20 protein-coding genes and 1 pseudogene are annotated in these 25,028 nt (G+C 62.7%); 11 read left to right on the top strand and 10 right to left on the bottom strand.

Features of this window, described 5'->3' with window-relative positions:
- Window positions 1–65: 65 nt before the first annotated feature.
- From N1937_RS11310 to N1937_RS11300, 3 genes are all read right to left on the bottom strand, one after another.
- Window positions 66–1,145: a YcjF family protein gene (locus N1937_RS11310; protein ID WP_162119645.1), complete on the bottom strand. Its 1,080-nt coding sequence runs from the start codon at window positions 1,143–1,145 to the stop codon at window positions 66–68.
- Window positions 1,142–2,617 carry a YcjX family protein gene (locus N1937_RS11305; RefSeq protein ID WP_260058819.1) on the bottom strand — a complete coding sequence of 492 codons (1,476 nt, stop codon included), beginning with the start codon at window positions 2,615–2,617 and terminating at the stop codon, window positions 1,142–1,144. Before N1937_RS11305 ends, N1937_RS11310 begins: the two co-directional genes overlap by 4 nt.
- A 75-nt stretch (window positions 2,618–2,692) precedes the next feature.
- On the bottom strand, window positions 2,693–3,187 hold the full coding sequence (locus N1937_RS11300) for a SixA phosphatase family protein (RefSeq protein ID WP_260058818.1): 495 nt from the start codon (window positions 3,185–3,187) through the stop codon (window positions 2,693–2,695).
- A 276-nt stretch (window positions 3,188–3,463) separates the two neighbouring features.
- Here N1937_RS11300 and dksA point away from each other — a divergent pair, with 276 nt between their 5' ends.
- A complete protein-coding gene (gene dksA, locus N1937_RS11295; RefSeq protein WP_260058816.1) occupies window positions 3,464–3,883 on the top strand; it encodes an RNA polymerase-binding protein DksA in 420 nt (139 codons plus the stop codon).
- Window positions 3,884–3,946: 63 nt separating this feature from the next.
- Here dksA and N1937_RS11290 read toward each other — a convergent pair whose 3' ends face one another.
- Both N1937_RS11290 and N1937_RS11285 read right to left on the bottom strand, forming a co-directional pair.
- Window positions 3,947–4,582 carry a DUF1062 domain-containing protein gene (locus N1937_RS11290; protein ID WP_432443482.1) on the bottom strand — a complete coding sequence of 212 codons (636 nt, stop codon included), beginning with the start codon at window positions 4,580–4,582 and terminating at the stop codon, window positions 3,947–3,949.
- A gap of 378 nt (window positions 4,583–4,960) precedes the next feature.
- Window positions 4,961–6,043, bottom strand: coding sequence for a flagellar biosynthetic protein FliO (locus N1937_RS11285; protein WP_260058815.1), 1,083 nt, complete (start codon window positions 6,041–6,043; stop codon window positions 4,961–4,963).
- 300 nt (window positions 6,044–6,343) lie between these two features.
- Between N1937_RS11285 and cckA the strand changes: the two genes are divergently transcribed.
- The 3 genes from cckA (at window position 6,344) to N1937_RS11270 (ending at window position 10,617) form a co-directional block, all read left to right on the top strand.
- Window positions 6,344–8,947: a cell cycle histidine kinase CckA gene (gene cckA, locus N1937_RS11280; RefSeq protein WP_260058812.1), complete on the top strand. Its 2,604-nt coding sequence runs from the start codon at window positions 6,344–6,346 to the stop codon at window positions 8,945–8,947.
- Window positions 8,948–9,308: 361 nt separating this feature from the next.
- Window positions 9,309–10,040 (top strand): hypothetical protein, encoded by a 732-nt coding sequence (locus N1937_RS11275; protein ID WP_260058810.1) that lies wholly within the window; start codon window positions 9,309–9,311, stop codon window positions 10,038–10,040.
- A 70-nt stretch (window positions 10,041–10,110) separates the two neighbouring features.
- Window positions 10,111–10,617 (top strand): transposase, encoded by a 507-nt coding sequence (locus tag N1937_RS11270; RefSeq protein ID WP_341850326.1) that lies wholly within the window; start codon window positions 10,111–10,113, stop codon window positions 10,615–10,617.
- A 91-nt stretch (window positions 10,618–10,708) separates the two neighbouring features.
- On the opposite strand, the gene N1937_RS11265 is transcribed toward N1937_RS11270, so the two are convergent.
- Complete coding sequence (locus tag N1937_RS11265; protein WP_260058806.1) at window positions 10,709–11,635, bottom strand: pseudouridine-5'-phosphate glycosidase; 927 nt, start codon at window positions 11,633–11,635, stop codon at window positions 10,709–10,711.
- 86 nt (window positions 11,636–11,721) lie between these two features.
- Window positions 11,722–12,666: a carbohydrate kinase family protein gene (locus N1937_RS11260; protein ID WP_260058803.1), complete on the bottom strand. Its 945-nt coding sequence runs from the start codon at window positions 12,664–12,666 to the stop codon at window positions 11,722–11,724.
- A gap of 229 nt (window positions 12,667–12,895) precedes the next feature.
- Here N1937_RS11260 and recA point away from each other — a divergent pair, with 229 nt between their 5' ends.
- The 3 genes from recA to N1937_RS11245 all read left to right on the top strand — a co-directional run bounded on the left by recA (window position 12,896) and on the right by N1937_RS11245 (window position 17,974).
- Entirely contained in the window at window positions 12,896–13,984 is a 1,089-nt protein-coding gene (recA, locus tag N1937_RS11255) for a recombinase RecA (RefSeq protein WP_003568997.1), read from the top strand.
- Between the two features lie 154 nt (window positions 13,985–14,138).
- Entirely contained in the window at window positions 14,139–16,793 is a 2,655-nt protein-coding gene (alaS, locus tag N1937_RS11250; RefSeq protein ID WP_260058802.1) for an alanine--tRNA ligase, read from the top strand.
- Window positions 16,794–17,122: 329 nt separating this feature from the next.
- Complete coding sequence (locus tag N1937_RS11245) at window positions 17,123–17,974, top strand: AraC family transcriptional regulator (protein ID WP_017964510.1); 852 nt, start codon at window positions 17,123–17,125, stop codon at window positions 17,972–17,974.
- 46 nt (window positions 17,975–18,020) lie between these two features.
- Here N1937_RS11245 and N1937_RS11240 read toward each other — a convergent pair.
- From N1937_RS11240 to N1937_RS11230, 3 genes and pseudogenes are all read right to left on the bottom strand, one after another.
- Window positions 18,021–18,646: pseudogene (locus N1937_RS11240) on the bottom strand (glutathione S-transferase family protein).
- 89 nt (window positions 18,647–18,735) lie between these two features.
- Window positions 18,736–19,182 (bottom strand): GNAT family N-acetyltransferase, encoded by a 447-nt coding sequence (locus tag N1937_RS11235; protein WP_260058799.1) that lies wholly within the window; start codon window positions 19,180–19,182, stop codon window positions 18,736–18,738.
- 71 nt (window positions 19,183–19,253) lie between these two features.
- On the bottom strand, window positions 19,254–20,465 hold the full coding sequence (locus N1937_RS11230) for an NADP-dependent isocitrate dehydrogenase (protein ID WP_064246881.1): 1,212 nt from the start codon (window positions 20,463–20,465) through the stop codon (window positions 19,254–19,256).
- A 187-nt stretch (window positions 20,466–20,652) separates the two neighbouring features.
- Between N1937_RS11230 and N1937_RS11225 the strand changes: the two genes are divergently transcribed.
- From N1937_RS11225 to murI, 4 genes are all read left to right on the top strand, one after another.
- Complete coding sequence (locus N1937_RS11225; protein ID WP_222294811.1) at window positions 20,653–21,180, top strand: hypothetical protein; 528 nt, start codon at window positions 20,653–20,655, stop codon at window positions 21,178–21,180.
- A 97-nt stretch (window positions 21,181–21,277) separates the two neighbouring features.
- A complete protein-coding gene (locus N1937_RS11220; RefSeq protein ID WP_260058798.1) occupies window positions 21,278–23,317 on the top strand; it encodes an FUSC family protein in 2,040 nt (679 codons plus the stop codon).
- Window positions 23,318–23,321: 4 nt separating this feature from the next.
- Window positions 23,322–24,152, top strand: a complete 831-nt coding sequence (locus tag N1937_RS11215; RefSeq protein ID WP_170255792.1) for an RNA methyltransferase — start codon at window positions 23,322–23,324, stop codon at window positions 24,150–24,152.
- Window positions 24,133–24,933, top strand: a complete 801-nt coding sequence (gene murI, locus N1937_RS11210) for a glutamate racemase (protein WP_017964503.1) — start codon at window positions 24,133–24,135, stop codon at window positions 24,931–24,933. The genes N1937_RS11215 and murI overlap by 20 nt, the downstream gene beginning before the upstream one ends.
- Window positions 24,934–25,028: the final 95 nt, after the last annotated feature.

Genomic DNA, 25,028 nt, shown 5'->3' with positions numbered 1-25,028 from the left:
GAATCTGTTGAAACTTCTCTGGCATTACGCAAGGGGAGTCGAAAGCTGCGGAATCGCTGTTTCGTTCAAGGATTGTTGCCGCGCGGCGACATGGACGGGGTGAGATCGCCGATGAAATCACCGATTCCCGGCCGCTTCAGGGCGCGGAAGGCGAGCGGACGGCAGAGATCCATTGCCGCGATTCCAATGCGGGCAGTCATCAGCCCGTTGATGACGCCTTCACCCAGTCGGGCTGAGAGCTTGGACGCCAGTCCATGGCCGAGCACTTGCTGCACCAGGCTGTCGCCGACGGCGATCGAGCCGGTGACGGCCAGATGCGCCAGCACGTCGCGCAGCAGGCGGAACATGCCGAGCGTGCCGGGACGGCCGCCGTAAAGCTCGGCCATGGCGCGAATGAGGCGCACGGCCTCATAGAGCACGTAGAGCAGGTCGACCACGGCGCGCGGGCTGACGGCGGTGACGATCGAGACGCGCTTGGAGGCATTGACGATCAGGGCGCGGGCCTTGCGGTCGAGCGGAGCGAGCAGTTCGCGTTCGGCCAGCGCGATCAGATGCGGGGGATCGATGACCTCGCCCTCGGTCGCCTTCAGCGTCGCACGGCCCTTTGACGTCTCGGGATTTGCCGAGAGCAGCGCAGTCAGTTGGGCGACGACGGCGCGCGCCTTGGCCGGCCGAGTCTCGAGGATCGCCGCCTCGGCCTCGGCCTTGATCTTCTGGACGGCGGCAAGGCGCATCATGCCGATGGTTTCGCGGATGGCGAGGGCGAGTACGGCGAGAATGCCGACCGCCAGCACGGCAAGGGCCGCATAGCCCAGCCAGTCGGCGCGGGTGAAGAGATCGCGGATCAGGCTATCGGTCCAGAGGCCGATGGCGAGCGACAGCAGGATGCCGAAGGCGCCGGCGGCAATCTTGCCGAAGGAGGTCCGCCGCTTGCGCGGCGCTGCAACGGGGACCGCGCTCAGATCCTTGTCGGGATTGAGGAAGGGATCGTCCTCATCAGGCGTCACGACGATATGCTCCGAGAAGCTTTCCGGCTTGCGCCGCTCACCTCCTTGCCGGCCGTTGTCACGCCGCTCGGTGGCTTCGTCCTCATAGCTGAAGGCGGCGGGCGCGCGGCGCGGCGGATCGGACGGGGGCTTGCTCATGCGAGACGGTCTCCGAACAGAAACTGCATGGCACGGTCGAGGCGAATATGCGGCACCGACAGCTTGATGCCGCCGCCGGTTTCCTCAAGATGCGGCGGGCGGAACCTGACGACATTGACATCGGGCAGTTGCACACCGGTTACACGCGAGGCGGTGAGGTCGAACAGGCTTTCCGGATCCTCCGGCAGGTCGCCGGGAAAGATCGCGGTCTTTCTCTGGCCGTCAAAGCGCTCGCCGGCAATGGCTTGGCCCTCCATCGGCGTACCGACGATGACCGGCAGTTCATGGCCGTCACGCTTGACGGTCGCCTCGCGGGTGGCCCGCACGGAGGCAAGCGCCATGACGTCGATGCCGGCGCCGGCGATGCCGATGCGGTCGATGGCGCGGTCCACCAGGCGGCGGGTCAGCGCGTCGAGCCGGTCGTGGCTTTCATGGTGGAGATGATCGGCCTTGGTGGCGGCAACCAGTACGCGGTCGATGCGCCGCCCGAGCAGGGATGAGAGCAGCGAATTGGTGCCGGGGCGGAAGCAGGCAAGCACGTCGGTCAGCGCGCGCTCCAAATCCTGCACGGCTTCGGGGCCGCGGTTCATCGCCTGCAGCGCATCGACCAGGACGATCTGGCGGTCGAGGCGGGCGAAATGCTCGCGGAAGAAGGGTTTGACGACGATGGATTTATAGGCCTCGTAGCGCCGCTCCATCATTGTCCAGAGCGAGCCGCGGCCAGGGCGCCCGTCCGGCGGCAGAGCCAGCGGTGCAAAGGTCAATGCCGGCGAGCCGTCGAGATCGCCGGGCAGGAGCAGGCGGCCAGGCGGCAGGGTGGAAAGCGAGCGTTCGTCGGCCTTGCAGGCTTTGAGGTAATCGGCAAAAGCGGCGGCGAGGTCGCGGGCGATCATCTCGTCGGCGCCGGCATGGATGTCAGTGGCGCGCGTCAGCGCCAGCCATGGGCGCGACAGCTCGGAGCGGACGCCGGTTTCGGCAAGTGCCAACGTTTCCTCGCTGAAGGTGCGGTAATTCTTGCCGAGCAGCGGCAGGTCGAGCAACCATTCGCCGGGATAATCGACGATATCGATCGACAGGCGGCCGGGCGAAAACAACCGGTTCCAGCCGCTGGCGCTCTGATAATCCAGCGTGATGCGCAACTCGGAGATGGCGCGGGTCGAATCCGGCCAGATACGGTCCTTCACCAGCGCGCGGATATGGTCCTCGTACTGGAAGCGCGGCACGGCATCATCCGGCTGCGGTTCCAGCCGCACCGCCGAGACGCGGCCGGATTGGACCGGCTCGAACAGCGGTAGTCGGCCGCCATGCAGCAGATTGTGAACCAATGAGGAGATGAAGACCGTCTTGCCGGAGCGGGAGAGCCCGGTAACGCCGAGCCGCACGGTCGGATTGACGAGGCCGCTCGCCCGGTCGGCGAGATTATCGAAGGCGATGCGGGCGTCATCGGCAAAGGATGTCAGTCGTGGCGGCAAGGCGCAATTCCGGTTGGTAACTGACGGCAATATAGGAAGGGTGCGCCGCCCGCGAAAGAAGCGGCGCGAAAGTCTTCAGACGACCACGAAATCGATGAGGCGCCAGACTGCGGCGGAAGCGTCGTAATCGACGACGGCAAGGCCTGCCGTCGGGAAGCCGCCGGGAAGGGCGCCTGCCATAGCCTCGTGACCGATCAGCGCCTCCAGCGCCTGCTCCATTGTCGGATTGTGGCCGACCAGCATGACAGCAGCCTCGTCCTGCGAATCGATGATCTCGAGATAGTTGTCGACCGTGGCGTTATAGAGCGCGTCGACATAACGAACTTCGAGCGTAAGGCCCATCGCCCGGTACACCGCATCGGCGGTATCGCGGCAGCGCAGCGCCGTAGAACTGATCAGAAGATCGGGACGGTAGCCCTTGTCGGCGGTCTTATCGGCGATGATTTCGGCATCGCCGAAGCCCTTTTCGTTGAGCGGCCGGTCGAAATCGCGCTGCCCGGGTTCGGCCCCGGCGGCCTCGGCGTGACGCAGCAGATAGACGCGGTTGGGCGGAGGCAGGGGTACGGTCATGGGCAAATCCAAGATCCAGCGGGCCTTTTCAGTAGCGGTTGCAATCGGCCGGCGTCAACCGTCAGCGCTGCTCCAGCTGCCCAAAACGCGGCCGATAACACGGCGTTTTGAAGGCGAAGCAAAAAACGCAGGCCGGAATAATGATGAGAAAATAGTCTGTTAGCCGAAAACTGTGACAGATTTAAAAATCTGTTTACCTGTCGTATTTGGCTTGAATCGCGGCTAGCGCTTGGGATATACACCCCGCCAGATGAGATGTTCTTCAGGAGAATCGCGTTGAGTGAGAAGATCGATCTTAGCAATTACGTTCCCTCGGAAGAGGAAGAGTTCATGAACGTAAACCAGCGTGCCTATTTCAGGGCCAAGCTGGTTTCATGGAGAAATGATATCCTTAGAGAAGCGCGCGAGACACTCGACCATCTGGCCGAGGAAAGCGCAAATCATCCTGATCTCGCTGACCGAGCGTCGTCGGAAACAGATCGGGCGATCGAACTTCGCGCCCGTGACCGGCAGAGAAAGCTGATTTCCAAAATCGATGCGGCACTGCAGCGCATCGAAGACGGCACCTACGGCTATTGCGAGGAAACCGGCGAACCGATCGGCCTCAAGCGCCTCGACGCCCGCCCGATCGCGACACTGTCGATCGAGGCGCAGGAGCGTCACGAACGCCGCGAAAAAGTCTATCGCGACGAATGAGAGTTTTCATGCAGGCATGAGAGCAGAATAGGCGCCGCGATCTGATCGCGGCGCCTTTTACAATTACGGTGCGCTTCCGGTCGCCACAGACCTCCACCATTGCTCCCGGCCGGTCTCGGCGGTGACGTCGACTGCAAGCTTGGTGCCGTTCTTGATCCGCCGCCGCAAAACGTCGGCTCGATTCGAATCCGTCCGTAGCATGCCACCATCGTGAAGAGCTTGTAGCCGGGTGCGTGAAACTTGCAACTCGGACGCCAGCAGGCGGTCGAGGCGCGTGCTTGATGGAAACGGGACCATCAGTTCGATTTCCAGTCTCGTCCAATTGGCAATGTCCTGCTGCATCTCTTTTGCGATTTCAAATTCGGCAAACTCGTCGACGCGTTGCGACTTGCGCCTGAGAGCTTCGAGGTTGAACGCTTCTGCCCGGATCCAATCCGGATCGTTGGACTGCAATGCCTCGAAGACTGCGGGATCGATATCGCGAACATTCCGGCGCTCGAAGATCGGACGGTTCCACGTCTTTTCGCAGGTCGAGCATTTGTAGATAAGCCAGGCATCGAGCTTGCGGCCATTGGCGTTGAGCCGGATCTTGTCACTGCATCGGAAAGCTCTGGGGCCTCCGCAGCCACTGCATACAATCCAGGGCTGGGGCGCTGTTTTCGGTAGAATGGTCCATCGGACCCGAAGGGTATTGCACATATCGTGTTGGTCTTCCGTTCGGAAGTCCACCAGGATGATGCGTGAGAAAGCCCTCGCGGGCGCGGTGTGGCGATGTTCTGGGCGGCGAAAGAGCTGAGACAGCGGAGCTGCGGCACATGTCAACAATGCCAAACCGGTCTCTCGCCACCACCCGATGAACGTGTTCATACGCCGTCAGCGTGTCGCTGTCCGGCAGTGCGGGTGAAACTGGAGTGAGACCGGTATTTACTTAGGCAAAGTATGACCTCGACGCGCCAATGCTCTTCAACCGAAGCGATAACAAATTATCAGCACAAGATGGAGCCCCCTGACACATCGGGAACTGAAAGTCGCTGCATTGCGGCTTTTATGCAACTTGAAGCCGGACTGCGTTTCCGCTCACTTGTCGCGGTTGACGCTCATCTCACCGAAGATGCGGGCGACTTCCTTTTGCAGATCGGTATCGGCACCGGTGATCGGGGCCATTTCCGGATCGCGGCGCGGCAGGTTTGCGGGTTGCGGCGCTCCGGGCCGGGGCGCCTGGTTTGCCGGCGCCGGCACGATGCGTTCAGCCGTCAGATTGTTCGACATTTCCTGTTCCAGCACCCGCTGGAAATCAAGACGGCTCGCTGCTGCCGACTGCGCAGCCGAATCGTCTTCGGCGCTACCAGGTGCGGCGCGTGCGGCCGCCGGCATCTCCTGGACAGGCGGGGCGGAGACCTCGGGTTCGATGCGGTGCTGCGGCAGCACGCGCTGACGGGCGGCTTCGAGGATCTCGGCGGCACTTGAGGTATCGTGGAACGGTGCGGGCTGCGCCGCTGGGGGAGCGGCGGGACGCTCCAGCGGGCGTGGCTGGGGCGGGGCAGCACGCAGAGGATTGTCGCGTTCGGCCGACAGCGGAGCAGTCACCGGCTCTGCCGGAAGAGGGCTCGTGACCACCGGCGGTGCCACGGCCGGCTGGACTGGCGGTCGGGTCGACGGTTGGGTCGACGGCTCTGGGCGCGGGCGCGGCTCTGGCGAAGCCGGCGCAGCGAAAGAGGGCTCGGCGGCGGGCTCGACGCGGGCTGCGACCGGCGGGCGCGGTGGCGAAACCGGTGGCGTTTCCTGTGGCATTTCCGGCGGCGCGACGGATATCGGCCGCTGCTCGACGGGTTGCGGGCGGCTGGCGCTGTCCGGCTGTTCGGCCGCTGCCGGCAGGATGCGGCTTTCGATGACGATATCGCTCGGGCCGCCGATCATGATCAGGTGCTCGACGTCGTCCCGGCGCACCAGCACCAGCCGGCGACGGGCATCGACGGCTGCGGCATCCAGCACCTGCAGGCGGGGCTGGCGGTTGCGGCCGCCGCGCACGAAGGGCGAGGGCGCCCGGCTGCGGATCACCCAGAGCACGAGGATGAGCAGGAGAAGCGCCAGACCGACGCCACCGGCCGCAAGCAGGAAACGGCTGCCATAAGCTCCGACAACATCATCCAACATAGTCACTCACTCCATTTCGCATTCGGCACATATTGACGACTTTTCCGTTCCTTAGGCAAGGGCCGCCGGTGCTGTCCAGTCACGGGAGAACGCGATTTCGTGTTCCGCTGCTTGGTACCCGGCGACCTTGCATCCGGGCGGCTGCGCTGCGCTTTCGGGGCAGATGGCGCTGTTGCCTGTGAATTCAAGCAGTCTTGCCGGCTAGCGGTGTTTTTGCCGACGCGGCAAATTGCTAAGAAGGTAGAGAGTGCCTGATTCCTGCTTCGTGTTCGTGCTACGAAGCAGGAGGGCTTATGTGAGGAATATATGACGAAACCGCGTCAGGCCGACGACTATAACGCACCGCTTGTGGATCGTGGGGGGCGTTCTGGCACGGTCTTGCGCATTCTTCTGCTGGCGCTCGTGCTGATCGCGGCGGCCGGCGCCTTCATCTTCTTCAAGAAATCGCTCGACAACGAGGTCGTGCTTGGCGGTCTCGGCGTGCTCGCCATGGTCGGCATCTTCTTCCTGGTATCCTCGGTCATCGGCTTCATCGAGGTGATGCCGCAGCGCCAGTCCGACAGCCTGGCGCGCGCCTTCCTCAACAGCCATCCCGACGGAACGCTGATCACCGACGAAAAGGGCCGGATCATCTATGCCAATGCCGCCTATGGCGCGCTGACCGGCGCGCGCAAGGCGACCGAGGTGCAGACGCTGGAGACGCTGCTGTCGCGCCACCGCGAATCCAACGAGGCGCTCTATAGGCTGGTCAACGGCCTGCGCGAGGGCAAGGAGGGCCGGGAGGAATTTCGCTTGCTGCGCGCCGTCGGGCCTGGCAGCAACAGCTCCGGCGCGCATTGGTATCGGCTGAAGGCGCGGCTGCTGCAGCCGGAGGAGAACGGCGGCAAGCCGCTGCAGATCTGGCAGATCACCGACATCACCACTGAGCGCGACGACCAGGAGCGCTTCTTCAAGGAATTGCAGAACGCGATCGACTATCTCGACCATGCGCCGGCCGGCTTCTTTTCCGCCGGCAGGAAGGGTGAGATCTTCTACCTGAATGCGACGCTTGCCGAATGGCTGGGCCTTGACCTCACCAAATTCGTACCGGGCTCGATGACGATCGGCGACGTCGTGGCGGGCGAGGGACTGGCGCTGATCCAGTCGGTGCAGGCCGAACCGGGTCTCAAGAAGACCGTGACGCTCGATCTCGACCTGCGCAAGAGCAACGGCCAGAGCCTGCCGGTGCAGATCATCCATAGCGTCACCTCGATGCGCGACGGTGCGCCCGGCGAAAGCCGGACGATCGTATTGGCGCGTGAAAAGAGCGATGCCGGCGGCCAGTCCGCTTCGGCCGCCGCCATGCGCTTCACGCGCTTCTTCAACAATACGCCGATGGCTATCGCCTCGGTCGACGGCAACGGGCGCATCTTGCGGACCAATGCGCCGTTCCTGAAAATGTTCTCCGGCGTCGTCTCGCGCGACGATCTCGAAAAGGCGCCGCATCTTGAGACCATCGTGCAGGAGAGCGACCGGCCGCAGCTGGCCGCGGCGCTGGCGGCGGCCAAGGACCGGCAGGGCGACATCGCGCCCCTCGACACCCGCACGCCGACCGACGAGGCGCGCTATTTCCGCTTCTATGTCAATGCCGTCATCGACCAGAGCGACGAGGCGCCCGAGGAGGCGGCGATCGTCTATGCCGTCGAGGTGACCGAGCAGAAGGCGCTGGAAGCGCAGATGGCGCAGACGCAGAAGATGAATGCTGTGGGAACGCTTGCCGGCGGCATCGCGCATGATTTCAACAACGTGCTGACGGCGATCCTGCTTTCCGCCGACCACCTGTTGCTGCAGGCGCGGCCGGCCGATGCCAGCTTTGCAGACCTGATAGAGATCAAGCGCAACGCCAACCGCGCCGCCGTGCTGGTGCGCCAGCTGCTCGCCTTCTCGCGCAAGCAGACGATGCGGCCCTCGGTGCTGAACCTCACCGATGTTGTCGGCGACCTGCGCATGCTGGTCGATCGGCTGCTTTCCGGCACCAATGTCAAGCTCGACGTGCAATATGGCCGCGACCTCTGGCCGGTCAAAACTGACCTTTCGCAGTTCGAGCAAGTGCTGATCAACCTCTGCGTCAATGCCCGCGACGCGATGCCCGACGGCGGCACGTTGACACTGCGCACCCGCAATCTGACCGCCGCCGAGGTCTCGGCCTTCAATTACTCCTATATGCCGGCCGAGGACATGGTGCTGGTCGAAGTCGCCGATAACGGCACCGGTATCGCGCCCGAAATCATGGACAAGATCTTCGAGCCCTTCTTCACCACCAAGGATGTCGGCAAGGGCACGGGACTTGGCCTCGCCATGGTCTACGGCATCGTCAAACAGTCGGGGGGCTATATCCAGCCGGAATCCGAAGTCGGCAAGGGCACGACCTTCCGCGTCTTCCTGCCGCGCCACATCCCAGAGCCGGCAGTGGCCGCAGAAGCGGGTTCGATCGACGGCGCCATCGCCGGGGCTGAAGTGGTGCCGCTGCCGGTGTCGCCGCAGCAGCCGGAAGACCTGACGGGATCGGCCGTCATTCTTCTCGTCGAGGACGAGGAGGCGGTGCGCCGCGGCGGCAAACGCATGCTGGAAACGCGCGGCTATACCGTGCACGAGGCGGGCTCGGGCGTCGAGGCGCTGGCCATCTTGGAAGAACTTGACGGCAAGGTCGATATCGTCGTTTCCGACGTGGTCATGCCCGAAATGGACGGCCCGACGCTGCTGCGCGAACTGCGCAAAACCTATCCCGACATGAAGTTCATCTTCGTCTCGGGTTATGCCGAAGATGCCTTCGCCCGCAACCTGCCGCCGGAGGCGAAATTCGGATTTTTGCCGAAGCCGTTTTCACTGAAGCAGCTAGCTGTTGTGGTCAAGGAGACGTTGGATGGGTGAGGGGAGGCTTGTCAGCGGGGAAGATTTGTGCTGTGCCGCACCCCCCTCTGCCCTGCCAGGCATCCCCACAGGTGGGGAGATCGGCTGGGGCGCACCGGCTTCCCCAATCAAATATTCATTGCAGCTCGGCGAGACGTTGATGTGATGCGAAGATCTCGCCGCTTGTCATCTCCCCACCTGTGCTAGGGCATATACATAAGTCGGTGCGACGGATTGACTCGGTTTGCGGGGGTCGGATTCCTTTACTGCGGGCTGTATGATTGTTTTGGCGACGTTTTGATTTGGGAGCGTCGCCGATGGATGTAGGGCATGATTTTTCGTTGGGCCGGTTTGGAGATCGTCGTCTCGATAAAGGGGGGCGGTGCTGCTCCGTCGCATTGTGCTGCGCGAGACGGTTTGCCTTCGCCAGTTGGCCGAGGGCAACCATTCGCAGGAGATCCGGTTCGGGCGTTTTCTCAACAACAGTGCGGTGAGCGTGGAAGAGATCATTGCCGGCTGGAGCCAGGAGACCCGGTCTGCGGTTGAGGGTCGCCACGTGCTGGCGCTGCAGGACACCAGCGAGATCAAGTTTGCGACGACGCCGGACAGCCGGCGGGAATTGGGCAAGATCAAAAAAGGCAATTGCTTTGGCCTTTTGCTGCATCCGATGCTGGCGCTCGATGCCGACACCGGCAGCTGCCTTGGCCTGGTGGGCGGCCGGGTCTGGACGCGGGGTAGCAAAGAGCTTACGCCGCATGCCGAGCGGCCGTTGAACGAAAAGGAATCGCGGCGCTGGGTGGAGACGGCAGAGGCGGCCAAACTGGTGCTTTCGCGTGCGGCCCGGGTCACGGCGATCGCCGACCGGGAGGGTGACTTCTTCATCATGTGGGCGCGCCTGCCCGATCGGCGCTTCGATCTTTTGTCGCGCGTCATGCATGACCATGCGCTCATCGACGGTTCCAAACTGCGCCGCGCGGTCGAAACGGTGGCGTTTTGCGATACTCAGACGATTGATCTGCGCGAGCGCGCCGACCGTCCGGCGCGGCAGGCGACGGTGTGCCTGCGCTTCGGCGAAGCGACGATCCGGCGGCCGCAAAACCTGCGCGAGGCCTAGCCTGCCCGATGGCGTCAGGCTGAGCTGGGTCGAGATCGTTGAACCGGCCGCCCCCGACGGTGTCGAGCCCTTGCACTGGCTGCTCCTGACCACCCATTGGCTCAGCAGCCCGGCCGATGCCTGGCAGATCGTCGCCTGGTACAAGCAGCGCTGGATGATCGAGCAGTTCTTTCGGGTGATGAAGAACCAAGGCTTCAAGATCGAGGACAGCCAGTTGCATCTGGCGGCACGGCTGGAAAAGCTCGTCGCCATCGCCGCCAAGGCCGCAGCAATCGTCCTCCATCTCGTCCAAGCCCGCAGCGGCGGCGATCACCAGCCGGCAAGCCTGACCTTCACGGCAGCCGAGATCGATACCCTCGCCGCCCTCGAAAGCCGTTTCAAGGGCACAACCAAGCTGCAGTCCAATCCCCACTCTAAGGCCTCGCTGGCTTGGGCCGCCTGGATCATCGCCAAGCTCGGCGGCTGGAACGGCTACGCCTCGGCCAAGCCGCCGGGCCCAATCACCTTCTTCAACGGCCTCAAATACTTTCGAGCCGTCGCCGATGGATGGGCTTTGCGAGATATGTATATGCCCTAGCCCACCTGTGGGGGAGATGCCCGGCAGGGCAGAGGGGGCTTACACGGCATGGCCGTTTTGAAGGCCATGCTGGCCCCAGCCCCATCACCTCTCATTCACCCAGCGCCACCGCAATCTCAGCCGCAAGCCGCGCATTATTCTCAACCAACGCAATATTGGTCTTGAGGCTCTGGCCGTCGGTCAGGTCGAAGATGGTCGACAGAAGATAGGGTGTGACCGCCTTGCCGGTCACTTCGTCGCGTTCGGCGCTATCAAGCGCCCGCTCGATATAGATTTCCATCTCTTCGCTCGGAATCTCGTCCGCCTCCGGCACGGGGTTAGCGACGAGCATGCCGCCGTCGACGCCGAGTTGTTCGCGCACCGTCTGGAAATTGGCGATGGCGGCCGGGCTGTTCAGCGACAGCGGGCTGCGAATACCCGAGGAGCGCGACCAGAAGGCGGGGAATTCCTCGCTCTCATAGGTGACGACAGGCACGCCACGGGTTTCCAGCACTTCCAGCGTCTTCGGAATGTCGAGAATCGCCTTGGCGCCGGCACAGACGACGATGACGCCGGTGCGAGCGAGTTCCTCGAGATCTGCTGATATATCGAAGCTTTCCTCGGCGCCGCGATGCACGCCGCCGATACCGCCTGTGGCAAAGACGCGGATGCCGGCGCGCGCCGCCGCAATCATTGTCGCCGCGACCGTGGTGGCGCCGGTACGGCGCTCGGCGATGGCGAAGGCGAGATCGGCGCGCGACACCTTCATCACTTCCGTCGCCTTGGCGAGTTGCTCCAGTTCCGCAGCTTCCAGGCCGATATGCAGCGAGCCGTGAATGACAGCGATCGTTGCCGGCACCGCACCCTGTTCGCGGATGATCGCCTCGACGCTGCGGGCCATCTCGATGTTGCCGGGATAGGGCATGCCGTGGGTGATGATCGTCGATTCCAGTGCCACCAGTGGCGCGCCGCGCTGCTTGGCGCTGGCGACTTCCTTCGAATAGGCGATCGGCAGAAGAGGGGAGATGGGCTTGGTCATGGTCTTGTCCTGTGATCGACAGAGCATGATGCCGAGGTGCGAGCGGTTTTCGGACGACATCATGCGCAACTATTTAATTGGCCGCTTCAATGCAGAATTCTGACCTTGGGAACAAGAGCAAGCGCCTCATTCAGCAGATCGGGCGTCAGATTTTCGTTGACGGCATGCCGCGACTGCACGGTCAGCGTGGCGGCTGCAGTGCCGTGGCGAACAGCTTCTTCGAGCGGCAGGCCTGATATCAATGCGGCGAGCGTGCCGGCCGCAAGTGAATCCCCGGCACCGGTGACATCGGCGACGATGTCGGCGATCGGCGGCTGCAGCGTCACGGCGCGGCCCTCGCAAAGCGCCACGAGTTCGCGCCGGCCGCGGGTGACGACGGCGTTCCGGATGCCGATCTCGTTCAGCAAAGGTGGCCAGCCGGCGGCGTCTTCCGGCAGTGCACCGGCAAGGGCGGCGGCTTCAGCCTCATTCAGGAACAGGTAGTCGATATTCCTGATGCAGGGTTTCAGCCTGACGACCTTGGCCGGCGAGATGGCGATTGCCGCAACGGGCTTGCCTAGCGAATGCGCCTTTGCGACGATCGCCGCGACCGTCTCTTCCGGCAGGTTGGCGTCGAAGAGGATGAAATCATGCGCGGCGAAGGCCTCCCGCACCCAGCGGATGGAGAGACGCCGCGGCACGAAGAAGCGGTAAAGATCCATGTCGGCAAGGGCGATCACCAGATTGCCGTCCTTCTCGATGATCGCCGTGTAGCTCGGCGTCTTGCGGTCGAGGAAGACGAAGGGCCGGTCGTCGATGCCGGCGAAATCGGCAGCTTCTCCAACCGTCTCGCCCATCGGATCGCCGCCGCGCGGCGAGATCATCGTCACCTGAAAACCGAGCCTTGAGAGGTTACGCGCCGCATTGAAGCCACCGCCGCCCGGCTCCTCGAACCATGTGCCGGGATTGCTGGCGCCAGGTGCCGTCTCGCCGGAGATGCGGCCGCGCCGATCGATATGGGCGCCGCCGAGAACAAGAATCTTTTTCTTCATCCGATCCCCTCTCCCGATGCCGGAAGGACGAATCGATACAGCGCGCCCTTCCGCGGCCGAATCGGCATTTCTGGCCTAAGCCGTTGCTTTTTATCGATAAAACAAATGCAGAACACGTGTCGTTTTACCTTTTTCTTTCAACTGTTTGATCGCCTATTGCGAGAATGGAACAAATGGAGTACAAACTCGACATTGCTAGAGCGGCTTCAATAACCTAAAGGTGGATGGGATGTCTCAGAATTCATTGCGGCTGGTAGAGGACAAATCGGTGGACAAAAGCAAGGCGCTTGAAGCGGCACTCTCACAGATAGAGCGGTCGTTCGGCAAGGGCTCGATCATGAAACTCGGCTCCAACGAGAATGTTGTCGAGATCGAGACGATCTCGACCGGCTCGCTTGGCCTCGATATTGCGCTCGGCGTCGGTGGCCTGCCGAGGGGCCGCATCATCGAAATCTACGGACCGGAAAGCTCCGGTAAGACGACGCTGGCACTGCAGACGATTGCCGAAGCGCAGAAGAAGGGCGGCATCTGCGCCTTCGTCGATGCCGAACATGCGCTCGATCCCGTCTATGCCCGCAAGCTTGGCGTCGACCTGCAGAACCTGCTGATCTCGCAGCCCGATACCGGCGAGCAGGCGCTCGAAATCACCGATACGCTGGTGCGCTCCGGCGCCGTCGACGTTCTCGTCGTCGATTCCGTCGCTGCCCTGACGCCGCGCGCCGAAATCGAAGGCGAGATGGGCGACAGCCTTCCCGGCCTGCAGGCACGACTGATGAGCCAGGCGCTGCGCAAGCTCACCGCTTCGATCTCGAAGTCGAACACCATGGTGATCTTCATCAACCAGATCCGCATGAAGATCGGCGTCATGTTCGGTTCGCCGGAAACGACGACGGGCGGCAATGCGCTGAAATTCTATGCCTCCGTGCGCCTCGACATCCGGCGCATCGGCGCGGTCAAGGAGCGCGAAGAGGTGATCGGCAACCAGACCCGCGTCAAGGTCGTCAAGAACAAGATGGCGCCGCCCTTCAAGCAGGTCGAGTTCGACATCATGTACGGCGAGGGTGTTTCCAAGACCGGCGAACTGGTCGATCTCGGCGTCAAGGCCGGCATCGTCGAAAAGTCGGGCGCCTGGTTCTCCTATAACAGCCAGCGCCTCGGCCAGGGCCGCGAAAACGCCAAGACTTTCCTGCGCGACAATCCGGATCTCGCCCGCGAGATTGAACTGTCGCTGCGCCAGAATGCTGGCCTGATTGCCGACCGCTTCCTGCAGAATGGCGGACCGGACCCGGATGATGGCGACTCCGCCGCGGAAATGTGATTTTCACGCTCGGTTCTTTTAAACATCAAAGCCGGCCGCATTCCCTGATGAGAATGCGGCCGGCTTTGTTTGTCTGCTGGACAGTGGCGGAGGCGAACGTTAAAAGCCGATGGATTTGTATTTACCTGCCTCCGGCAGCATTGAAGGGCATAGCATGAGCGGCGTGAACGATATCCGGTCGACCTTCCTCGACTATTTCAAGAAGAACGGCCACGAGATCGTTCCGTCGAGCCCGCTCGTGCCGCGCAACGACCCGACGCTTATGTTCACCAATGCCGGCATGGTGCAGTTCAAGAACGTCTTCACCGGCCTCGAAAAGCGTCCCTATTCAACGGCGACGTCTTCGCAGAAATGCGTGCGAGCCGGCGGCAAGCACAACGACCTAGACAATGTCGGCTATACTGCACGCCACCTGACCTTCTTCGAGATGCTCGGCAACTTCTCCTTCGGCGACTATTTCAAGGAGAATGCGATCGAGCTTGCCTGGAAGCTCGTCACCGAAGGCTTCGACCTTCCGAAGAACCGCCTGCTGGTGACCGTCTATTCCGAGGACGAAGAAGCTGCGACGCTGTGGAAGAAGATCGCCGGCTTTTCCGACGACAAGATCATCCGCATCCCGACCTCCGACAATTTCTGGCAGATGGGCGATACCGGCCCCTGCGGCCCGTGCTCGGAAATCTTCATCGACCAGGGTGAGAATGTTTGGGGCGGCCCTCCGGGCTCCCCGGAGGAAGATGGCGACCGGTTCCTGGAGTTCTGGAACCTCGTCTTCATGCAGTTCGAGCAGACCGAACCCGGCGTTCGCAACCCGCTGCCCCGCCCGTCGATCGATACGGGCATGGGGCTGGAGCGTATGGCCGCCGTTCTGCAGGGCGTTCAGAGCGTGTTCGACACCGATCTCTTCCGCACGTTGATCGGCACCATCGAGGACACGATGGGCGTCAAGGCGGAAGGCAGCGCCAGCCACCGCGTCATCGCCGACCACCTACGTTCCTCGGCCTTCCTGATCGCCGATGGCGTGCTTCCGTCGAATGAGGGCCGTGGTTATGTACTGCGCCGCATCATGCGCCGCGCCATGCGCCATGCACAGCTGCTCGGCGCCAAGGAACCGCTGGTCTACAAGCTGCTGCCGACGCTGGTGCAGCAGATGGGCCGCGCCTATCCGGAACTGGTGCGCGCCGAGGCGTTGATCTCGGAAACGCTGAAGCTGGAGGAAAACCGCTTCCGCAAGACGCTGGAACGCGGCCTGTCGCTTCTGTCGGACGCGACGACGGATCTTTCCAAGGGCGACATGCTGGATGGTGAGACCGCCTTCAAGCTCTACGATACCTACGGCTTCCCGCTCGATCTGACGCAGGATGCACTGCGTGCCCGTGAGATCGGCGTCGACATCTCCGGCTTCACCGATGCGATGCAGCGCCAGAAGGCCGAAGCCCGCTCGCACTGGGCCGGTTCCGGCGAGAAGGCGACGGAAACCGTCTGGTTCGAGCTTAGGGAAAAACACGGCGCAACCGAATTCCTGGGCTACGACACCGAAACGGCTGAAGGCGTCGTGCAGGCAATCGTCAAGCACGGCGCCGTCGCTGCCGAGGCCAAGGCCGGCGACAAGGTGCAGATCGTCGTCAGCCAGACGCCGTTCTACGGCGAATCCGGCGGCCAGATGGGCGATACCGGCGTGATCTCGTCCGACCACGGCAAGATCGAGATTTCAGATACGCAGAAGAGGGGCGAAGGCCTGTTCGTGCATCAGGGTACTGTCATCGACGGCGTGGTCAAGGATGGCGATGCCGTCGTGCTGACGGTCGATCATGCCCGCCGGTCGCGGCTGCGCGCCAACCACTCGGCAACGCATCTGCTGCATGAGGCACTGCGCGAAGTGCTCGGCACCCATGTGGCGCAGAAGGGGTCGCTGGTCGCGCCCGAGCGCCTGCGTTTCGACGTTTCGCATCCGAAGCCGATGTCGGCCGAGGAACTGAAGATCGTCGAGGACATGGCAAACGAGATCGTATTGCAGAATTCGCCGGTTACGACGCGGTTAATGAGCGTCGACGATGCGATCGCCGAAGGCGCGATGGCGCTGTTCGGCGAGAAATACGGCGACGAGGTCCGCGTCGTTGCGATGGGCGAGGGCGTGCGCGGCGTCAAGGCCGGCAAGCCCTATTCGATCGAACTCTGTGGCGGCACGCATGTCGGGGCCACCGGCCAGATCGGCCTGATCCGCGTTCTCGGCGAAAGCGCCGTCGGCGCCGGCGTCCGTCGCATCGAGGCCGTCACCGGCGAGTTGGCACGCGAATATCTGGCCGAACAGGACGAACGCGTGAAGGCGCTCGCCACGTCGCTGAAGGTGCAGCCCGGCGAAGTGCTGTCGCGCGTCGAGGCGCTGATGGACGAGCGCCGCAAGCTCGAAAAGGAACTGGCTGACGCCAAGCGCAAGCTCGCCATGGGCGGCGGGCAGGGCGGCTCGGCCGATGCCGTGCGCGAGGTTGCCGGCGTCAAGTTCCTCGGCAAGGCGATATCGGGCGTCGATCCCAAGGATTTGAAAGGTCTTGCCGATGACGGCAAGACCAGCATCGGATCGGGCGTCGTCACGCTGATCGGCGTTTCCGACGACGGCAAGGCAAGTGCCGTCGTGGCGGTAACGCCGGATCTGGTGCAGCGCTACAGCGCCGTCGATCTCGTCCGCATCGCCTCGGCCGCCCTCGGCGGCAAGGGTGGCGGCGGCCGCCCCGACATGGCACAGGCCGGCGGCCCCGACGGCTCGAAGGCCGACGAAGCGATCGAGGCGGTTGCCGTGGCACTAGCCGGCTGAACTGCCGATTACGTCGCCTCTCGTCCCTTATTCCTGTGCTCGTCACAGGGATCCAGTGCGCCCAAGTCGTTGGGCGCGAAGGACTCTTTCTCTCTTTGGGTGCTGATTCATTCACGGCGCGGAAGCGCCGTGGCTGGATTCCTGTGACAAGCACAGGAATAAAGGAGTTTGGGGAGATGCAGGAGCACCCGTCTCGTCCTTCGAGGCCCCTTCGGGGCGCCTCAGCGAGGCTCTCTTGGGCGTTGGCCTTGCGGAGCCAGCAACTCCGCAGGATTTGTCAAATCGGGTTATGGTTCTCTCAAGCCGATCGATTTGCACGAGGTTCCGACATGAATGGCGAAACGGCATGGGCACTTTATGAAAACCGTCTGAGACGGGTTTCGGCCTATATTCACGACCACCTCGACGAGGAGCTGGATATGGAGCGGCTTGCCGAGATCGCCTGCATGTCGAGCTATCACTGGCACAGGATCTACCGGGCGATCTACGGTGAGACGCTGGCGGCCACCGTCAAGCGGCTCAGGCTGCATCACGCGGCGGGCGAGATCGTCCGCACGGAGCTTGCCGTCAGCGAAATTGCGAAGCGATCAGGCTATTCCAATCTCCAATCCTTCAATCGTATCTTCAAGTCGGTCTACGGCATGCCGCCGGCGCGCTATCGGAAAGAGGGAAGCCACACAGCCTTTGAACCCTCACCCAACGGAAAGACCAAAGTCATGTTAGACGTTACCATACGCGAGATCGGACCGATCGAGATGATCGGTGTGCCTCATACCGGTTCCTACATGCATATCGACAAAGCCTTCGAGACGCTGTTCGGCACGCTTTACGCTCGCGGCCTCGCCAAGCCCGAGATGCGGATGATCGGCATCTATCTCGACGATCCCGATATCGTACCGGAGGAAAAGCTGCGCTCGATCGCCTGCGTCACCGGCGCTGCCGAAGTGCCGGCGGCGGCGCCGTTCGAGCGGCGCACGATCGACGGCGGCGATTATGCGGTGCTGCGCCACAAGGGTCCCTATGCCAATATGCCCAAGTCTTATCAGTGGCTCTTTGCAGAATGGCTGCCGAAATCCGGTCGGCAGTTGAAGGACAGGGTCATGTTCGAGGAGTATCTCAACAATCCGCGCGAGGTGCCGCCGACCGAGCTTCTGACGGACATTCACATGCCGCTTGTCTGACGGCAGATATCCCCGGCGCGGTCTGGCAGCCGCGCCGGTTTCAGGGTCAAGCGGCCTGCATCGTCTTGCCTGCCTCGTTGTCCAACTCATTCGCGGCTTGTAGGCCTCACGCTCGCTGATGCGGCCGAAATAGTCGACGAAGGCCTGGCGCTTTTCGATGCTGCCGAAACCAAGGCCCCAGCCGATATGGGCGCCGACATAGACGTCGGCGGCGGTGAAGCGCTCGCCGGCGACATAGGTCGAGCCCGAGACCGCCATTTCAAGCGTGTTCATGACATCGCCGAAACCGCCGCAGCCGGCCATGCGCAGGCGTTCCTTCGGAATTTCGAAGCCGAGCGCCTTCATCGTCACCGCCGATTCGAGCGGACCGGCGGCAAAGAACATCCAGCGGTAATAGCGGGCGCGCTCCTCCGGCCTCGGCGCCAGGGCCTTTTCGGGGAAGGTCTCGGCGAGATAGGCGCAGATCGCCGCGCATTCGGTGACGATGGTATCGCCGTGGCGGATTGCCGGCACCTTGCCCATCGGATTGACCGCGAGATATTCCGGCGCCTTCATGGTCTCGCCGAAGGTCAGGAGTTCGGTGCGATAGGGCTGGCCGATCTCCTCCAGCATCCAGCGCGCGATGCGGCCGCGCGACATCGGGTTCGTATAGAATACCAAATCTTCAGTCATGAGATCCTCCTCATGTTCCCGTTTATTCTGCGGCCTTGCCGTTCCCCGGAATCAATAGTGCGGCGGGGCCCTTGTGCAACCCCAGGCCTTTAAAGCGTCTTGCGGTACTGGATGAAACCCGAGCGCTCGGCGATCCTGTCGTAGAGCCGGCGGGCCGTTGCATTCGTTTCGTGCGTCATCCAATAGAGCCGGCCTGCGCCGTTTGCGCGGGCAAGATCGGCGACGGCCTCGATCAATGCGGCACCGGTGCCGAGCCCGCGGTAGCTGTTGTCGACATAGAGATCCTGCAGATAGCAGGTCCATTGTGGCAGCCAGCAGGAGCGATGAAAGATGGCATGGACGATGCCGACAAGATGGCCGTCTTCGTCGAAGGCGCCCAGCGCATGCATCGGTTCGTCAGGATCGTGGAAGCGAGCCCAGGTGAGATCGGTGGTTTGGGGCGGGATGACCACTTCGTAGAAGCGCTGATAGGCCTCCCACAAGGGTTCCCAAGCGGCGCGGTCAGAGGATTCGAGCGGTCGCAGGATGGCCGTCATCGGTTCATTCTCCCAAAATGAAAACGGCGGGGAAATCCCCGCCGCTTCGATGTTATCTCGGAAAGGCCGGCTTACGCCATGGCCTTCTGCAGGTTCTGGTCGATCTTGTCGAGGAAGGCAGTGGTCGAGAGCCACGGCTGGTCGGGGCCGATCAGCAGCGCCAGGTCCTTGGTCATGAAACCGGATTCGACGGTGTCGACGCAAACCTTTTCGAGCGTCGCGGCGAAGCGGGCAAGCTCGGCATTGTCGTCGAGCTTGGCGCGATGCGCCAGGCCACGGGTCCAGGCGAAGATCGAGGCGATCGAGTTCGTCGAGGTTTCCTGGCCCTTCTGGTGCTGGCGGTAGTGGCGGGTAACCGTGCCGTGAGCGGCTTCGGCTTCGACCGTCTTGCCGTCGGGCGTCAGCAGAACCGAGGTCATTAGGCCGAGGGAGCCAAAGCCCTGAGCGACGGTGTCGGACTGGACGTCGCCGTCATAGTTCTTGCAGGCCCAGACGTAACCGCCCGACCACTTGAGCGCCGAGGCGACCATGTCGTCGATCAGGCGGTGTTCGTAAGTGATGCCGGCTTCCTTGAACTGATCCTTGAATTCGCTCTCGTAGACTTCCTCGAAGATGTCCTTGAAGCGGCCGTCATAGGCCTTGAGGATGGTGTTCTTGGTCGACAGATAGACCGGCCACTTGCGCATCAGGCCGTACATCATCGAAGCACGGGCGAATTCGCGGATCGATTCGTCGAGGTTGTACATGGCCATGGCAACGCCGGCGCCCGGCGCGTTGAAGACTTCCTTCTCGATGACCGTGCCGTCCTCGCCGACGAACTTGATCGTCAGCTTGCCCTTGCCGGGGAACTTGAAATCGGTGGCGCGGTACTGGTCGCCGAAGGCGTGGCGGCCGACGACGATCGGCTTGGTCCAGCCGGGAACCAGGCGCGGCACGTTCTTGCAGATGATCGGCTCGCGGAAGATGACGCCGCCGAGGATGTTGCGGATCGTGCCGTTCGGGCTCTTCCACATTTCCTTGAGGTTGAATTCCTTGACGCGGGCTTCGTCCGGCGTGATCGTCGCGCACTTGATGCCGACGCCGTACTTCTTGATGGCGTTGGCGGCGTCGACGGTGACCTGGTCGTTGGTGGCGTCGCGGTTTTCGACCGAGAGGTCGAAATAGTCGATGTCGAGGTCAAGGTACGGATGGATCAGCTTATCCTTGATGAGCTGCCAGATGATGCGCGTCATTTCATCGCCATCGAGATCGGCGACGGGATTGGCGACCTTGATCTTGTTCATGTATCTGCCTCGTTCGAGCTTGGATGGGGACGTGGTCCCAGGTGGGTGACGTGATGAGGAGGGCTATAGCATTGTGAACCGGGAACGCAAAGCTGCAACCGGTTTCGGAATGCGTTTTTGCCGCCATTGCCAAGTGTCAGATTTCGGCTAGTCTCCGGCCCAACTGCTGCCCCCGGAATATTCGACCATGAAGACAATCGCCGTTGTTATCGCAAGCCTTATCGCTTTTTCCGGCAACGGTCACGCCGCCGACATGATTGCTCCCGTGAAGGAGATCATGGAGGCGACCAAGAGCAACTGGGCCGACAACAACAGCGACTGGACCGACATCTTCGATGCGGGCCGGCTCGACCATCTCTACAGCCGCGATTTCGTCGCGAAATACCAGGCGGCGGCGCAGTTTCCCGCCATCGACGACGACGGCATTTCGCCCTTCGACTACGACGTCATCGTCAATGGCCAGGATGCCTGCCCGCTGGAGGATCTGACGATGGTCGCGGCACCGCCGGTCAACGGGGTGGCCGAGGTGACCGTGCGCTTCCGAAAATCCGCCTGCTCGGATGCGCCCGATGCCAAGGACTATACGACTGTTCATTTCCTCGTGGTCGAAGAAGGCAGCAAACCCGTCATCGACGATATCGTCACCGAGAATATCGAAACGCAGGCGCGCGATTCCCTCAAGACGACAATGGCGCTGATTGCCAAGGGCCAATAGGCGCGCGACATTCGCAAGCATCGGGATTCGATCTCGGGCGGTTTGATTTCCGCTCCTGCGGCGGTATCTGTTGATCCCTGGGCGGCATGAGGGGCTTTTGCATTTGTTTTCCGGTTTTCAGTTCCGCGACTGGTTGCTTGCCAACGATCCGGCGCTCTCGCGTCTGCGTATGGCCTCGCGGGTGACGCTGACGATCGTTTTCTCCTTTTTGATTCTCCTTGCCATCCAGATGTTCCTCCTGCCGCTGCCGACGGCAGCTTTCGGCCTTGGCATCGTCCTGTCGATCGAGGGCGGGGTGGCGGTTCGCGACAAGGGCAATACGCGCCAACTGGTGACGCGGCTCTTCGGTTGCGTCGCAAGCGTTGGCGTCGTCGCCATCGCGGCGGGCCTCGAGGATCGGCGTTTTCTCTCCGATCTCGTTTTCCTAGTGGTGATCGCGCTCGCCTCGGCCGGCCGCGTGTTCGGGCCGCGCGGTTTTGCGATCGGCATGTTCGCCTTCACCTCCTATTTCATGGGGTCCTATTTCCGGCCTTCTCTTGCCGAGCTGCCTGATGTGGCGATCGGCCCGGTCGTCTCAGTGCTCGTCGGCCATCTGGTGAGGGCGGTGCTGCTACCCGACGACTGGCAGCGCGATCTGTTGCGCTCGCTCGAGAGTGTCAGGGGCCGTATCAACCAGATCCTCTTCAAGCTCGCCACCCTTGCCGGCAGCGCCGAAATCGGAGAAGTCGATCGGCAGGAGCTGCGCCAGCTGGAAGACCGGCTGAAGGAAGTGGTGCTGATGGCCGAAACCTTCATCCCCCGCCCAGCGGCCGGCGTCTTCGACGGTGCCGCCGATCCAGCCGCCGAGTTGGCGATCCGGCTCTTCGATGCGCATCTTGCCGCCGAGAGTGCGATTGTGTTGAGCTTCCAGAGTCCGCCGCCCTTCGCGCTCGTCCATGCGGTCATCGAGACGGATACGGCGGAACTCGAAAGATACGAGAGCATGACCGAAGCCGCTGTGGATCGGCCGCAGGGCGAAACCGTGCGTGCGCTTCTCTGGCTCGGCGAGGCGCGGCGGCAATTGACGCAGGCGATCGGCAAGGGACAGGCCTCCGGCTTCTCCGGCATCGATGCCGTCAAGGATATGGCGCAGCCCCAACCGATCGACTTTTCGTTCGCCAATCCGCTTCTGCGCTCGGCGTTGCAGATCACGCTGGCATCGGCGATCGCCATGAGCTTCGGCCTGCTCTTGTCGCGCGAGCGCTGGTTCTGGGCGGTGCTTTCCTCCTTCCTCGTTTTCACCAACACCAATTCGCGCGGCGACACGGCGATGAAGGCGCTGTCGCGCTCGCTCGGCACGGTGTTCGGCATCGCGATCGGCCTTGTGCTGGCGACGCTGATTTCGGGGCAGCTGGCGATCGCCATTCCGGTTGCGGCCGTCTGCATCTTCCTCGCCTTCTATTTCCTGCAGGTTTCCTACGCGACGATGACCTTCTTCATCTCGATCGTGCTTTGCCTGGTCTATGGCATGACCGGCGTGTTGACGCTCGACCTGCTGCAGCTGCGCATCGGGGAGACCATGATCGGGGCGGTGGCCGGAACGGCAGTCGCCTTCCTGGTCTTTCCGGCCCGTACGCGGGGTGCGCTCGATGCGGCACTTGCCCGCTGGTTCCAGGCGCTGGAGGACCTGCTGAACGCGATCGGTGAGGGCAAGAGCGGCTTCGAGTTGATCGCCCTGTCACAGAAGATCGATGCCTCCTACCGAGACGTGACGGTGGCCGCCAAGCCGCTCGGCTCGTCCTGGTCGGTGGTGACGCGGCCGGGCCAGATCCGCCAGACGCTGGCGATCTTCCTCTCCTGCACTTATTGGTCGCGCATCCTGGCGAAGAGTTCCACAGCGCCGGCCGAGGCCGACGCGCTGATGAGGCTGATCGCGGCGGATCTGGCGCTGATGAAAGATGCGGCCGCGCAAGGCTCGACCGCTTTCTTCATCGAGCGCAAGGCATCGCGGACGACAGGACGGCATCTGCCGCTGTCGCGCGAGGGCACCAGACTGGGGCTCGAAATGATCGGTTCGGCGCTGGAAAGGCTCTATCCGCAGGCTGATGTCTTGCCGTTTGCCCCGGGCGAGGTTATTGCGCGCTCGAAACAGGGATAAGGTCATGGCAGGCACGAATAGCGAGCGTCAACTTCTGGCCGAAGGGCCGGCCATCATTCTGGTCGAGCCGCAGATGGGCGAGAATATCGGCATGGTGGCGCGTGCCATGGCGAATTTCGGCCTTGCTGAACTGCGCCTCGTCAATCCGCGCGACGGCTGGCCGAACGAGAAAGCCTTGGCGACCGCCTCCAAGGCCGATCACGTCATCGAGGCTACCAAGGTCTACGATACGCTGGAGCAGGCGGTCGCCGACCTCAATTTCGTCTATGCGACGACGGCGCGCGAGCGCGACGGTTACAAACCGGTGCGTTCGCCTGTCATCGCCGCCGAAACGCTCCGGGCGAGATTTCGCGCCGGTGAGGGCACCGGCATCCTCTTCGGGCGTGAGCGCTGGGGGCTGACCAACGAGGAGGTGGCGCTTGCCGACGAGATCGTCACCTTTCCCGTCAATCCGGCCTTTGCCTCGCTGAACATCGCCCAGGCGGTGCTGCTGATGTCCTATGAATGGATGAAGTCCGGCATGGAGGATCTCGGCGCCGTGCCCTTCCAGGCGATGGGGCAGACGCCCTCGACCAAGGACCAGCTGTTCGGCCTGTTCGACCAGCTGGAAGAGGCGCTCGATGCGCGCGGTTATTTCCACCCTGCCGGGAAAAAGCCGAAAATGGTCGACAATCTCCGTGCCGTTCTATCCCGCCGGGCCTTCACGGAGCAGGAAATCAGCGTGCTGCGCGGCGTCATCTCCTCCCTCGACCGCTTCTCGCGCAAGAGCCCGCGCGGCGGCCGGTTCCCGACAGCGGCCAAGGAAATACCGCCCGATGACAGCGCCGACGCATGAGTTGAAACCCGTCCTCGTCTTCGATTCCGGCATCGGCGGGCTGACCGTCTTGCGCGAGGCGCGTGTGTTGATGCCGGAACGCGGCTTCATCTATGTCGCCGACGATGCCGGCTTTCCCTATGGCGGATGGGAGGAACAGGCGCTGAAGGAACGGATCATCGGACTTTTCGGCCGGCTACTCGAAGAACACGATCCCGAAGTCTGCATCATCGCCTGCAACACCGCCTTCACGCTGGTCGGCGCCGATCTCCGCGCCGCCTTTCCCCAGATGACCTTCGTCGGCACTGTGCCGGCGATCAAGCCGGCGGCGGAGCGTACGCGCTCCGGCCTCGTCTCGGTGCTTGCCACGCCGGGCACGGTGAAGCGCGCCTATACGCGCGATCTCATCCAGTCCTTCGCCCAGCAATGCCATGTGCGGCTCGTCGGCTCGGAGAACCTTGCGCGCATGGCGGAGGCCTATATTCGCGGTGATGCCGTCTCCGACGAGGCCGTGCTTGCCGAAATCGACCAATGCTTCGTCGAGAAGGACAGCCGGAAGACCGATATCGTCGTACTCGCTTGTACCCACTATCCTTTCATGGCCAATCTTTTCCGCCGGCTTGCGCCCTGGCCGGTCGACTGGCTGGACCCCGCCGAAGCGATCGCGCGGCGCGCCCGTACACTGGTGCCGCTGGTCGCGGACGCTGTGCATCCCGACAATGTCGATTTCGCGGTGTTCACCTCGGGCAATCCCGATTTCGCCACACGGCGGCTGATGCAGGGCTTCGGCTTGAGGGCGTAGCGCCGCGAAGAGATGCACGATCACGGCGATGGATCAGCTTCTCGGATGATGCCGGGAATTGTCCTGTGGGTTGGTGAAATCCGGTCCTGAAAGAC

This window comes from Rhizobium sp. WSM4643, assembly GCF_025152745.1.
GTDB classification, from domain to species: domain Bacteria; phylum Pseudomonadota; class Alphaproteobacteria; order Rhizobiales; family Rhizobiaceae; genus Rhizobium; species Rhizobium leguminosarum_I.
This window is presented reverse-complemented; position numbering and strand designations above follow the sequence as displayed.